We start from the raw sequence: 12,480 nt of genomic DNA, 5'->3' as shown, positions 1-12,480 counted from the left end.
ACGTGCCGTCACTCAGAAGGATCCGCGCCCATCCCAGAAAGTCTCTGCAAGAGTTATTGATCACTTCCGACACATGACACATGCCCAAGCGCCCGAGTGTCGGGCGTCGAGAGGCGGAGAGCCGGCCAGGGGTCCGCAGGGGTACCGCGGTGCTGACGCGACTCGCCGAGCCCCTTGTTCGGCGGCGGTCCGTCGAGCGCACCGGGGCGGACCGCCGCCTGGGGAGGGACTAGGAGCGGGCTTGCTGGAAGGACCAGAGAGCCTTGTCGGAGCCGCGGTGCGGGACCAGGATGCGGTTGTCGTGGAATTTCGCCGGGATGGGCAGGCCGGGCAGATTGCCGCCGATCTGGTCGACCTGGGTGAAGGTGGCCTGGTTGGGCTTCTGCTGCTCGGTGACGTAGAGGCTGCGGTTGGAGGCGATGACGAAGACCTCCAGGCGACCGTCCATCGCGAGGATCGCCGTCGGAGTCTCCACGATCTTCCCCGACAGTGATGTCGTGGGCGGCGAAGAACGCGACGGCCCGGTGCCAGAACGCGGCCGCGATGACGGCGCGTTCGTCGTCCAGCGCCTCGGTTTAGGCGAGCCGGGAGTGGCCGTCGATGACCGGCGCCGACTTCGTCGGTGCCGCGGTCATGCATCCGCCATCCACCGCCGGCGGGATACGTCCGAGTCTCTTGACGTCGACGTGAACCAAGTCGCCGACGTGCTCGTGCTCGTAGCGGACGACCTCTTATGCCACACAGAGGGACGCCATCTTCGTACTTCGAACCAATGAAAGAAGGGCATGCTCACTACAATTCCGATGGGCAGACACCTGGAGGCTCTGTGGCAACTGGCGAACCGCGTCTTCGCGGCGTGTGGGCCGTGACGCAGGTGTTAGGGCGGCGGACCGCGTTACGGTACTTGGCCGTCGGCGTGGGGGCATCGCTCCTTGGCGCATGCGGCAAGGAGCAGGACGGTGACAAGAGTCCCGGTTCCGCGACCGGGACAGGAACCGGCCCTGTCGGGCGGGCAGTCAGCGCCTTCCTCAAGGGATCATGGGAGGTCGTCTCTCCCGACATCTGGGACAACACGCCTATCCACGTCGAAGTTGGGGATGGCACCTGGAGCATCACTCCGTCCGACCGTGAGTGGGAAAACAACGCCTCATGGACCGGCCAATGGGCTCTCCGCAGGGGCAGGATTGCCATAGATGGGCCCGCTTCACCGTATACGCCGAACGAAACGCTCCAGGTGGCCGCCGACGACGTTCCTGGAAAGATCGCAGAGGCAGGATCGATGCGGTTACCGTGGACTCCTCGCGGTGATACCGCCGACGACGAACTGCAGGTCAAATACCGTGTCATAAGAGTCCCCCGCCAAGAGCACGCCGTTCTGGTCAGAGCAGACTACGGGGCTCTGCCAACGGTGTCAGTGCCGCTTGTGCGTCGGGGTTTGGTGCTGTAGGAGCGCGCGGGCCGACGAACGCCTCTTCCAGTGGGCGACCACGGCGGGACCATCGAGGGGGGCGGGTTGCCGAGCCTGTGCGGGGCACGGAGGGGCGGGCCGCACACGTTGCGCGTCGTCACGCCCCGCCGGGGCCAACCGTTTACCCGAGGCTCTGCGGCACGTGGATCGCGCCCCACCGTGGAGGTTCCTGCTCCTTACACACCGGTCGTGATCTCGATCAGCTCGGGGGTCTGCAGAACGCGCAGCGAGAACCGCCAGAGCTGGCCTTCCCAAGTGCTGACGTACAGCACGCCGTTGCTGCTGTCCAACGCGAGACCGAGGGCGGAGAAGCTGCCCGTGGCCTTGACCGCCACGTGCTGAGCGCCGGTGGCAAGGTCGACCTTGTACAGGACGTCGCCCCAGTGATCACTGACGTACGCCGTGCCCGCACCGTCCAGCGCGACGTCGCAGCTCTGCCGGGAGAGCGTCGCCACCGAGCGTTTGCTGGGCGGATCGGCCCGCAGGTCCACCTCCCACAGATTCCCGACGTGGTTCCAATTGCCGGTGTAGGCCTTGCCGTTGCCGTCCAGCGCCGCTCCCGAGGTGGACGATCCCAGCTGGTCGACGATCAGCTTCTTGGCGTCCTTCTTCTCCACATCGACCGCGAACAGCTTTCCGTCGAGACCGGTGACGTAGGCCGTCTTGCCGCCGTCGCCCAGCTTGACGCCATACGCCCGTACGCCGGTGGCGACTTCCTCGGTGTTGCCGTTGGCGAGATCGACTCGGACCAAGCGGTTACCACTGTTGTCGGTGACGTACGCCTTGCCCTTTCCGTCCAGCGCAACCCCCCCGGGGCTGCCCAGGTTTCCGGTCGTGACGAACTCGCGCTTGACATGGTTGGTGCGGGAAACGCTGTAGAGCTTGCCGCTGTCGGTGACGACGTATGCCTTCTCACCCGCCGGGTCCAGAGCGACGCCCACGGCATGCCCCACCATGCCGCTCGCGACAAGTACGGCGCCCTCGGTCTGGTACTGAGCCCTGTTCAGGTGCCTCTGCATGTCTTCGCTCATTCGCGGCTGATCTTCATCGCGAATCTTGGCCGCTTTTCTGAAGTTCTCCTCTTCGGTCGAGGACTTCATCGTCGACGAGGCCATGCCGGCTGTCGACTTGGGGTCTTCGTTGGCTTTACGCTGGTGATCGGCCGTCGCCTGGAAATTCGAGAGGTGCGGGCTGAGGAATCCCTGCATGACGTCCAGTGCCCCGTGCGCCGTCTGGCGCGGACACCAGGGGTCGCGCCCCGCCTCCAAACTGTGCACATAGGCCGACACGTCTCCCGCCACGCACTCCTCGTCTTCGTCCCAGACGCCTTCGCCAGCGCCTGGGATGGCTTCCCCCATCGCCGCAGCGGCCCTTTCGGCCTCACCCGCCCGGCCTTTGCCACTGTTGAAGATGTTGCCAAAGAATCCGGTCTTCCCGCTGGATCCGTCTTCTCGCTCACCAGTGTTCGGGCCTGTGTCGTCGGACATGAGCTTCCCTTCTGAGTTCCCTTGCGGAGCGCTACGCCGGCTCTTTTCAGCTCTTGTAGAAAGACGCTTCCTTCCCCTCTGCGAGACCGTCGCTGAGAGTGAGCTTTTCCAGTTCGAACACCTCGGCTTCTCCGGCCAGGACGGAAACGATTTCCGCCTCCCCCTTTTGACTGAAGTAGTCCCTGCCGTCCTCGATCAACTCGAGTACGTCGACTGCTCGGGCGATAACGCGGTAGTACTTCTCGGGCTCGGTTTCCCCGCGTTGATCCCGCGTCTGCGCCCGCTTGCGCGTGTCGTCGTCCTCCGCGCCAGAAATACTCTGGATGCTGCTGAACTCCACAGGCTCCGCGTAGTGCAGCGCCACCACTCCGCCGAAGGTGATGGGGAGTTCGTAGTCGAACTTGCTGACCTTGCGCCGCTGCGTGGCCCGCACCACGGCCCGACTCTCGACCTTCCCGCTCACCGAGAACGACCCCTTGAACTGGGTGGTGAACGATCCGCTCACGGACGCGCTGATCCCGAGCATCAACTGGGCGGACAGTTCTCCGGTGCCCGTGGCTGTGCCGGTGGCCGTGGTGGTGCTCGTCCCCTGCGACTGGGACTCCGAGTCGACGCCCTGGTTGTCCTTGCTGTTCTTCAGGGTGGTCTTCTGGGATTGGTTCATCGCCATGCTCTGCTGCAGTTGTTGCTGCAATGACGCGGTGGCCTTCGCACCGAACGTGAGCTGTACCTGACCTTGGAGGGACCAACTGACGGTGTTCGAAACCGAGTATTCGAAACCAGCGGTCCATGTGACCGGTCGCGGGTCGGTGCGATTCACAAACGTGTTCTCGTAGATCACGTCGGGGGGAGGCTGCTGAATGTCGCTCCGTTCCTCGATGAGCGGTACACCCATATTCATGTAGGTGCACCACCCGCGCTCGTGCGCAGAATCCCCCTCCGGGAAGGTGCCATACGTCACCTTGTTGATGGAGAAACCGACGGGCGCGATCCAGCGATCGGGCTCATTGTCCGACTTCTTCTGGACCTTCCCCTTGACCTTGTCCCACTTGGCGCTCACCGTACTCCACTCCGGCGGCTTCTTCTCGGCTCGGCTCATTTCCTCCCAGCTCTTCCACCTGCGCAGGATGGCAGGCGGCTCACCGGTGAGGATTTTGAGTTCCCTCTGATTCTTGCGCGTGAGTGGGTGACGCATAAACCGTGTAGGTTTATAGGTCTTGCCGACGGCGTTTTCGCTTCCGAGGTTGTCAGGGCCGGGGACGGTTCCGGTCACGGGGGAGATAGCCATACTTCAGGCCTCCTTGCGTCGCGGAGATGCCACGAAGTGAATTATCAGCGGCACTTCACACAACGTGGGTCGCGTCGAATTGGCTTCCGTACGGCCTCCTACCCGACCGGATGACGCGGCAGTCGACCGGCCCAGACCTGCCGAGGAGCGTGCGGAGGCGAGTTACATGCATGGGCCGTACGCCGGTAGTCATCGGTTTATATGAATTAAGCGCAATCGGATGTTCCGGTGCGCCGTCCGCCCGGTAGCCGACAGCCTCCGCCGCGTGATGACCACAGGCGCTGTGACGGGCCGTCATGCGACCGATGGCCATGCTCAGGAAGCCCCGTGCGCCCCCCGATCCCAGTCAGGGCGCGGAACTGCTTCGAGGTCGAGGCGGCCGCGCTGATTCTTCAGGCGGGGATGACTTGCCGCCCCTCGATGGCACGGTGCACGGCGAACTGGGCCGCGCCGCGGGCCAAGAACTTCTCGCGCACGGCGTCGCGAGCGTGTCGTCGTTGAGAGCGCGGCCAGAACCTGCCGCCACAGCGTCACCGCCCGCTCCCGTTCGCGGGCGGTGATCGACTCCTCCCAACGTCAGGGCCACCCGCAGGGGCCCAAAAGCGGGGCCCAGCCACCTCGGAGTACGCGTTCGATCCTCATCCCCCGCTGGTGAGTTGCGTCCCGCCGGGAGACTGATCGTTCTTCTTCTGGGCACGGCTGCCGCGCCTTGCGTACGGGGCCTTCTCGGAGGACCGCCTGTGCGGTCCCTCACGTCCTTGAGGATGGCGCCCGAGCGGGTTCCGATGGTGTCGCACAGAACGTAGAACCGAAAACCCTCCGCAAGCCATCGACGACCCTGTGGTCCTTGTGCCCCGTCCGCCCGAAGGCGCGCCGCCAGAAGGGATTCCCTCTCGCTCGCCGACGAAGAGCAGCTTGTTGGGGCCTGGCCCGGCGTACGACTTCATATACCACCGGAGCAATGCCAACTCGATACGGTGAAACGTTCGTTCTGTCGACACGACAGCACTCGCGTGGCCGAGCCCCAACGCGATTGGTCGCGGGCGGTTTCCGGGATTCAAGGATCTCCTTGTCCTCTGAACCGTCAGCTCGACACGACGTTCTGCCCGGAACGCATCACACGGAGTTCGCCTCTGACACAAGAGAGCTACCTGACCAGGGGAAGGAGCTGGCCATTCTGACAGGGAGACGAAGCGCGAGCGCAAGAGCCCAGTACGCCCCGGCGGCTCCGCCCGCCTGTCGTTGTCCCCTCTCCGTGGCAGGACCAGCAGACGACTGTCGATACGCAGGTCGGAACGTTTTTTCGCCCTTACATGCAGAGCAGCCTTACATTATGCAGTTTTAGACTAAATCCGAAAGCAGTGCCGCGGCCACCGACCGCATCCGCGCTTTCCAGATTGTCTAATTTTCCCTCAGCGCCCTTGCCTGGCCATCCGGTTATGCACGTAGCTAGGTGCTGCGTCCGCATTCCCGCCCGGGTTCCAGATGAGCCTCGGGCCGGCCGGCAGCAGACCGGGGCCCCGTGCGCTGTCGACCAGGGAAGCGGCCGTCAATCCTCTACCTGAGGAGAAGTCATGAAGAAGGCTTACGAAGCGCCGACGCTGGTCCGGCTCGGGACGTTCCGCAAGAAGACCGGGCTGCTGCAGCGGTCCGGGAACGACCGACTCATCCTGAGCAAGAACTGACGACCGACGGTTTCTGACCTGACGTCATGACTGAACTGCACGAGAGTGCGGGGACGGGCCCCGGCGACGCGCACTTCGCGGTCTTCAGCGACCGTGAGGACGCGGCCGCCGTGGCCCGCTCCTTCGCCCACCCCGGGACACGAATCCTCAAGCACCCGTCGGGCCGACCATGGCTGGTAGGGCACTGGGACGACCAGGAAGTCGTCACCGGGTATGCCGGCAGCGCGGCCCTCGCTGTCATCGGCTGCTGCCCGATCGGTGCCGCCGAACTGGAGCGCCGCGCAGGACGGCTGCGCCATCTCGCCGAACTGGACGCACTGGCCCACTCCCTGCCCGGCAGCTTCCACCTCGTCGCCGCCCTCGATGGGCAGCTCAAGGTGCAGGGCACCGCGTCCGGGCTGCGCCTGGTCTTCCATGCTGCCGTGAACGGCGTGCCGGTGGCCGTCACCCGCGCCGACCTACTCGCGAACGCGCTAGGCACCGCGCCCGACGAACAGCAGTTAGCGGTACGGCTGCTGTGGCCGGTCCCCTATCCGCTGTTCGAAACGTCTCTCTGGCGTGGTGTCACCGCTGTCCCGCCACAAGACGCGCTGATCGTCGCCGCGGACGGGCGGACCGTACGCCACTCGCGGTGGTGGACCCCACCGGAGCCGGTCCGTACGCTCGCCGACGGCGCACCGCTGGTCCGCGACGCCCTCACCTCGGCCGTCGACGCCCGCACCCGCCAAGGCGGCGTGGTGAGCTGCGATCTGTCCGGTGGCCTGGACTCCACCTCCATCTGCTTCCTGGCCGACCGGTCCCCCGCCAAGGTGGTGGCCAGCACCTGGCCGGGGCGCGATCCCGCCGACACCGATCTGTACTGGGCCGAGCAGGCGACGAAGCACCTGCCGGACGTCGAGCATGTGGTCTGGGACGCGGACGCCTCGCCGCTGGTCTACGACGACCTCCTCAGCATCGACGACCTGCTCGACGAGCCCACCATCGGTGTCATGGACCGTTCGCGGGTACTCCATCATCTGCCCGGCATGGCGGAGCGGGGCAGCAGGCTGCACCTGACGGGCATCGGGGGCGACCATGTGGCGTGGTGCTCCGAGGCGTACTACCACCGGCTGGCGCGCACACGTCCGCTGTTCGCACTGCGGCAGTTGCGCGGCTTCCGGGCGCTGTGGCAGTGGCCGCTCGGCGCCACCGTCCGCGCGCTGGCCGACTCACGGCCGTACGGGAGGTGGCTCGCCGATTCCAGCGGTCGGCTGCGCGACCCTGCCCCCGTCACGGTCGCCACCAGTCTCGGCTGGGGCATGCCGCCCCGCCTCTTCGACTGGGTGACGCCCGACGCGGAACAGCTGGCGCAGCGAGCCCTGAGTGAGGCGGCCGCGACGGTCACACCCCTGCACCCGGACCGTGGCCTGCACGCCGACCTGGAGGCGATCCGCTCGTGCACGCGCATCATCCGCCAGTGGGACGGCATGGCATCCCGCGCCGGCGTACCCATGGCCTCGCCGTTCCTCGATGACCGCGTCATCGAGGCGTGCCTTGCTATCCGGCCGGACGAACGCGTCACGCCCTGGGCGTACAAGCCCGTCCTCACCACCGCGATGCGCGGCATCGTGCCCGAGACATGTCTGCGGCGCACCACCAAGGCCGCAGCTGCCATGGACGCCGCCGACGGGCTGCGTCGGCACCGCGCCGACCTGCTGTCCCTGTGGGAGAACTCCAGGCTGGAACAGCTCGGCCTGGTCGACGGCCAAGCGCTGCGTCGCCTCGCTCAAAGGCCCTCCGCTCCTGGGCTGCGCGACGCGATCCTCTACTCCACCATCGCCGCCGAAGTGTGGCTGCGTGGCCTCTCCCCCACCCGCACCCGCTAGATCCGCCACCGGAGAAAGGCAGTTACTCACCATGGCATTGCGGTTCGGCCCCGATGTCTCCACCGCGGAGACCGATTACGGAACAGTTCTCCTGGACCAGCGCAGCGGCGACTACTGGGAACTCAACCCCACCGGCTCGCTGGTGGTGAAGACCCTCCTCGACGGCGGCGAGGAAGCGACGGCCGTCGACGCGCTCGTCACGGAGTTCGCCATCGACCGGGCCCGCGCGGAGCAGGACGTCACGGCTCTCGTGCGGGAACTGCGGGAGTCGGGGCTGGCCTCATGACGACACCTAGCGCCTTGGTGCGGCCCGGCGGCGTCCCCTTCACACGGCGTCTGGCCGCCCGCCTCGTGCTGCTTCCGGCCATCGTGCTCTCGTTGCTGTCCCCGCGCCGGATCCGCGTGGTCCTCGGTGTCATACGTCGCGGAGCCGCACCGGCCACCGCCGCGCAGGCGAAGAAGGCCCGGGACGCGGTGTGCACGGTCAGCCTGCTCTGCGCCGGTCCAAAAGGCTGTCTGCCCCGCTCGCTGGCCGCCGCCCTGCTGTGCCGGCTGACGGGCAGTTGGCCCACATGGTGCACCGGGGCAAGCGTAGTGCCCCCCTTCAACGCGCACGCATGGATCGAGGCGGAGGGCCGGCCCATCGGCGAAGACGTGCCCGACGACTACTTCGCACGACTACTCGCGGTGGGGCCGCCGGACACGAACCGGCCTCCCCGCCCATGACGGGCTCGCTGGCGAAGGCGCCGGACCGCTCGACACGGGCCGCGGTGGCCACCATGTACCGGCTCACCACCGGGCACCGGGCCTCCATCGTCGTGGCCACCGTGCTCACTCTCGTCGCCTCGGCCCTCGGGCTCGCCCAGCCTCTCGTCGCCAAGGAGATCGTGGACGCGGGCGACCACGGACGGGCATTCTGGCCACTTCTGCTGCTCCTGGCCGTGCTGTTCATGATCGAGGCAGCCACCGGCGCCGTCGGCCGCTTCGTCCTGGAACGCATGGGCGAGAGAGTCGTACGCCAGCTCCGTCACGGCCTGGTCGCGCGACTGCTGCGGCTGGAGATGCGGGAGTACGACCGCCACCGCACCGGCGATCTGATCTCCCGCGTGACCGCCGACACCACCCTGCTCAGGGAGGTGGTCTCCCAGGCTCTCGTCGACCTCGTCACGGGGGCCCTCGTCGCGGCCGGTGCGATCGCCCTGATGATGTGGATCGATCCGCTGCTGCTTGTCCTGGTCGCCCTGACCGTGGCGACCGCCGCCGCGGTCGTGGCCTCACTGCTGAAAGGCATCCGTGCCGCCTCCGAGCACATGCAGAACTCCGTCGGCGCGATCGCCGCCGACCTTGAGCGCGCGCTCGGCGCTCTGCCGATGGTCCGCGTCCACCGGGCCGAGGACCGCGAAGCACAGCGTGTCGGCGAACGCATCGAATCCGCTCACGACGCGGGCGTGCGGACCGCGAAACTCGCGTCTGTGATGAGCCCGGCGGTCGAACTCGCGGTCCAGGGTTCCTTCTTGCTCGTCCTGGTCATCGGCGGCCTGCGCGTCACCGGCCACGCCAACTCCCTCGGCGACCTCGTCGCCTTCCTGTTGTACGCCTCCTACCTCGTCCTGCCGTTGTCCTCGGTCTTCCGCGCGGTGGGCCTGATCCAGCGCGGCATGGGCGCCTACCAGCGCATCGAACAGGCCCTGAACCTGCCTGCGGAACCCTCTCACCCCGGGCAGCTGACCGTACGGGCGCGTCCCTGCGAGGCGGCTCGGCAAGCCGCCTCGAGCGAGGAACCCGCCCTCGCACTGCGGGACATCACCTTCGGCTACGACGCCGACCGCCCGGTCCTTCGCGGCGTCACTTTCTCGGCCCCCCACCGGAGCCAGACGGCCCTGGTCGGCCGGTCGGGCGCCGGAAAGAGCACGATCTTCGCTCTGGTGGCCAGGTTCTACGAACCGGACTCCGGAGTCCTCATCTTCGACGGGCGGCCCGCCACCGAACTGACTCGCGCGGAATGCCGCGATCAGATCGCCGTCGTCGATCAGAACACCCATGTCGTCCACGGCACCCTGCGCGACAACATCACCTACGCCGTGCCCCACGCCGCCGAGGCCGACGTGCGGCGCGTCATCGAACTCGCCCAGCTCGACGATGTCGTACGACGGCTGCGGGGCGGCCTGTCCGGCATGCTCAGCGACCGCGGCAACACCCTCTCGGGAGGCGAGCGCCAGCGCATCGCCCTGGCCCGTGCCCTGCTCGCCCGTCCCCAACTCCTCCTGCTCGACGAGCCCACCTCCCACCTCGACGCCATCAACGAGACCGCGCTCACCACAGTGATGAAGGACGTCGCGCGGGAATGCGCCCTGCTGGTGATCGCACACCGTCTCTCCACCGTCCAGCACGCCGACCAGATCGTCGTACTGGACCACGGCCGCGCCACCGCCGGCGGAGGCCACGAGGAACTGCTCACCAACAATTCGATCTATCGCGAACTGGCAGCCGGGCAAATGCTCCGACCCGCCGCCGCCCGGCCCCTCCCGCACACGAAGCTCTGATCGGGATGCGGGCACGACGGCGGCCATCGCGAGCATGCCTGAGCGTGGGATGACCGCCGGGCAGGGCCGGCGTGCCCGGCGACCTCGGCGGCGGCGCCTACCGGAGCGCCGGCCGGGACCCGTGCTCTGCCCATGAGCGGCTTGCGGGAACTCACGAGCGGACGACGAAGTCATGCGTCGCCGACAGAATGCGACATTCCACGGAAGCGGACCACGCCCTGTCAGTCTTCAGGCCGAGGCCGCAGCGACGCAGAACTCATTGCCCTCCGGGTCGGCCATCATGATGTGGTGGTCGTCGAACTCTCTGATGACGCTCCCGCCCGCCTTCACCAGGCGCTCAGCCTCTGCCTTGATCCGCGCCCAACGCTCATCGGGACGGCCATGTCCCGGCACCCGGACGTCGATGTGAAGTCGGTTCTTCGCTGCTTTCGGCTCGGGGACCTTGAGAATGGAGAGCCGGGGGCCGATGCCGTCGGGATCGCATAGCCATGCGGCGTCGTCCGCGGAGTCGTCATCCGGAAGGTCGAACTGCGCGAACCACTCCTCGCGGGTTCTGAAGGGAGCGGGCGGTGGCTCGTCGACGTACCCCAGAGCTGTCTTCCAGAACTCGGCAAGGAGCTGCGCGTCCGTGCAATCAAGGGTCAGATCGATTCTGGCTGCCATGACAGGACCGTACTACGCACCTCTGACAACAAGCAGGGCTGAGTCGCCCCAGTATCCAGCCAGCCGCTGCCTCCACGCCGTGACTCGTCGGACACTGCCTGGAGAGAGCCAGATCGCCCGTTGCTACTTCAGGGCGTCCAGCTTCACCGAGTAGAGCACCCTGTCCTCCTCGCCCTCGGTGAGGCTCCAGAGTTCGTTGGTGGCGTACCAGAGGGAAAGGTCCTGCGGGCGGTACGACCAGTCCTTGCGTGACTTGAGCGTCCAGTTCGACGCGGCCCCGCCGACACCGGCCGTGGAAAAGCGTCGGTTGGCCACGGACCCCTTGGACATGTTGAAGTACAGCGTGTCGCCGTTGGCTTGGACGCCCTGGACATCGCTGATCGCGTCGCCGACGTTCTGGGGAACGGTGGATTTCCATCCCTGGACGGGCGTCCGGTTCAGCCGGTAGTCGTCGCCGAACCGATAGCGGTAGACCTCGGTGCCGGCGTAGCCGCGCGAATCCGCCGAAGACCTGTAGTTGCCGCCGACCAGACTGGCGCCGCCGGCGCTGTTGCGGTCCAGCGAGACGTAATCGAAGGAGGCGCCGCCGGAGACGTAGTGCCGTACCTCCGGCAAGACGTACTGGTAGTCGCCGCCGCCTCCGTCCTTCTTCCTGTAGATCTTGCGAGTGTCGAACACGCGGACGCCGGCCTTGCCCGCGTCAGGACCCGGCTGGCCCTCCCAGTTGGAGGTGCTGGACATGAACAAGTACGGGCCGTACCAGGCCAGTCCGCCGCCGTGCCCGTAGATCCGCCGCTGCACGCCCGCTTCGTCCACCCAGACAGGGAGCACGAAGCGGTACTTCATGTCGTCCAGATTGACGAACGCCAGCTTCACGGAGTTGTGGCGGTAGTCCTTCTTGGGCGGCGGAGGATTCTCAGGGTCCGTCACCGGGTCCTGCTTCGTGTTCTGCCACGTCCAACTGACTATCGCGGCACGGTTGTCTCCGGTGACGGGAATGCCGCTCAGCTGTGCTTCGCCGGAGGTGGCCAGGCCCTGCGGTACCCAGGGCATCAGGTGCGCGTTCTCCGCCCCCTGCTTTCCCTGCATCACTGTGTCCCAGCAGTACGCCGAGCTGGTCGGCACGGCCGGTTGCGGCAACGCGTCGGCACGTGCCGCGCACTCCGGATCGCCGCTCCCCAGCATCGCGGTGCGATCAGTGCCGGACAGCGTTCCGTTGATCCCCACGGGCGTGTACTCGGCAGTGGGCGGGGTCTGGTACGGGTTCGCCTTCTCGGTCAGTGTGTAAGGGGCACCCGAGACATTCAGGCTCACCAACGGCGGCGGGGGAAGCGGGGCCGCCACCGCTGGAACGGCTGTGAGTACGGCCATCACTGTGCCGCCGAACACGAACAACTGCTTCCTCACGTGCCACCCCGTCAGTCGATTCGAGTAACTCGAAATCCTGTGCGAGATTAGCAGTGCAGATGGCCCGCCTCGAA

The 12,480-nt window shown here is 66.8% G+C and carries 10 protein-coding genes and 1 pseudogene; 5 read left to right on the top strand and 6 right to left on the bottom strand.

Going from position 1 to position 12,480, the window contains the following annotated elements; all coding sequences use genetic code 11:
• Window positions 1-229: 229 nt before the first annotated feature.
• The 4 genes and pseudogenes from E5671_RS43765 to E5671_RS43755 form a co-directional block, all read right to left on the bottom strand.
• A complete protein-coding gene (locus E5671_RS43765; protein ID WP_160509741.1) occupies window positions 230-475 on the bottom strand; it encodes a hypothetical protein in 246 nt (81 codons plus the stop codon).
• Between the two features lie 10 nt (window positions 476-485).
• Window positions 486-599, bottom strand: a pseudogene (locus tag E5671_RS47850) (IS481 family transposase); the annotation flags it as partial.
• Between the two features lie 1,045 nt (window positions 600-1,644).
• The gene (locus tag E5671_RS43760; RefSeq protein WP_160509740.1) at window positions 1,645-2,955 is read right to left on the bottom strand and encodes a YncE family protein; all 1,311 of its coding nucleotides are present in this window, start codon (window positions 2,953-2,955) and stop codon (window positions 1,645-1,647) included.
• Between the two features lie 46 nt (window positions 2,956-3,001).
• Window positions 3,002-4,243, bottom strand: coding sequence for an epsilon-toxin family protein (locus tag E5671_RS43755; protein WP_237330382.1), 1,242 nt, complete (start codon window positions 4,241-4,243; stop codon window positions 3,002-3,004).
• Window positions 4,244-5,817: 1,574 nt separating this feature from the next.
• Between E5671_RS43755 and E5671_RS43750 the strand changes: the two genes are divergently transcribed.
• The 5 genes from E5671_RS43750 to E5671_RS43730 are packed head-to-tail and all read left to right on the top strand — an operon-like array spanning window position 5,818 to window position 10,336.
• Entirely contained in the window at window positions 5,818-5,928 is a 111-nt protein-coding gene (locus E5671_RS43750) for a keywimysin-related RiPP (protein WP_107473153.1), read from the top strand.
• A 26-nt stretch (window positions 5,929-5,954) separates the two neighbouring features.
• Complete coding sequence (locus E5671_RS43745; protein WP_160509739.1) at window positions 5,955-7,793, top strand: lasso peptide isopeptide bond-forming cyclase; 1,839 nt, start codon at window positions 5,955-5,957, stop codon at window positions 7,791-7,793.
• Between the two features lie 31 nt (window positions 7,794-7,824).
• Window positions 7,825-8,079 carry a lasso peptide biosynthesis PqqD family chaperone gene (locus E5671_RS43740; RefSeq protein WP_160509738.1) on the top strand — a complete coding sequence of 85 codons (255 nt, stop codon included), beginning with the start codon at window positions 7,825-7,827 and terminating at the stop codon, window positions 8,077-8,079.
• Window positions 8,076-8,519, top strand: a complete 444-nt coding sequence (locus E5671_RS43735; protein ID WP_160509737.1) for a lasso peptide biosynthesis B2 protein — start codon at window positions 8,076-8,078, stop codon at window positions 8,517-8,519. The genes E5671_RS43740 and E5671_RS43735 overlap by 4 nt, the downstream gene beginning before the upstream one ends.
• Complete coding sequence (locus tag E5671_RS43730) at window positions 8,516-10,336, top strand: ABC transporter ATP-binding protein (RefSeq protein WP_160509736.1); 1,821 nt, start codon at window positions 8,516-8,518, stop codon at window positions 10,334-10,336. Before E5671_RS43735 ends, E5671_RS43730 begins: the two co-directional genes overlap by 4 nt.
• A 228-nt stretch (window positions 10,337-10,564) precedes the next feature.
• Here the strand turns inward: E5671_RS43730 and E5671_RS43725 are convergent, their stop codons facing one another.
• Both E5671_RS43725 and E5671_RS43720 read right to left on the bottom strand, forming a co-directional pair.
• Window positions 10,565-10,999 (bottom strand): VOC family protein, encoded by a 435-nt coding sequence (locus E5671_RS43725; RefSeq protein ID WP_160509735.1) that lies wholly within the window; start codon window positions 10,997-10,999, stop codon window positions 10,565-10,567.
• Window positions 11,000-11,122: 123 nt separating this feature from the next.
• Entirely contained in the window at window positions 11,123-12,406 is a 1,284-nt protein-coding gene (locus tag E5671_RS43720) for a hypothetical protein (protein WP_160509734.1), read from the bottom strand.
• Window positions 12,407-12,480: the final 74 nt, after the last annotated feature.

The organism is Streptomyces sp. BA2 (assembly GCF_009769735.1).
GTDB lineage: Bacteria > Actinomycetota > Actinomycetes > Streptomycetales > Streptomycetaceae > Streptomyces.
Note: the sequence above shows the minus strand (reverse complement) of the source record. Positions and strands in the feature narration are given on the sequence as shown.

Excerpts from the sequence above, each read along its gene's own strand:
- E5671_RS43745 (WP_160509739.1), top strand. The coding sequence starts at position 5,955 with ATGACTGAACTGCACGAGAGTGCGGGGACGGGCCCCGGCGACGCGCAC.
- E5671_RS43735 (WP_160509737.1), top strand. The coding sequence starts at position 8,076 with ATGACGACACCTAGCGCCTTGGTGCGGCCCGGCGGCGTCCCCTTCACA.
- E5671_RS43730 (WP_160509736.1), top strand. The coding sequence starts at position 8,516 with ATGACGGGCTCGCTGGCGAAGGCGCCGGACCGCTCGACACGGGCCGCG.
- E5671_RS43760 (WP_160509740.1), bottom strand. The coding sequence starts at position 2,955 with ATGTCCGACGACACAGGCCCGAACACTGGTGAGCGAGAAGACGGATCC.
- E5671_RS43755 (WP_237330382.1), bottom strand. The coding sequence starts at position 4,243 with ATGGCTATCTCCCCCGTGACCGGAACCGTCCCCGGCCCTGACAACCTC.
- E5671_RS43750 (WP_107473153.1), top strand. The coding sequence starts at position 5,818 with ATGAAGAAGGCTTACGAAGCGCCGACGCTGGTCCGGCTCGGGACGTTC.
- E5671_RS43725 (WP_160509735.1), bottom strand. The coding sequence starts at position 10,999 with ATGGCAGCCAGAATCGATCTGACCCTTGATTGCACGGACGCGCAGCTC.
- E5671_RS43740 (WP_160509738.1), top strand. The coding sequence starts at position 7,825 with ATGGCATTGCGGTTCGGCCCCGATGTCTCCACCGCGGAGACCGATTAC.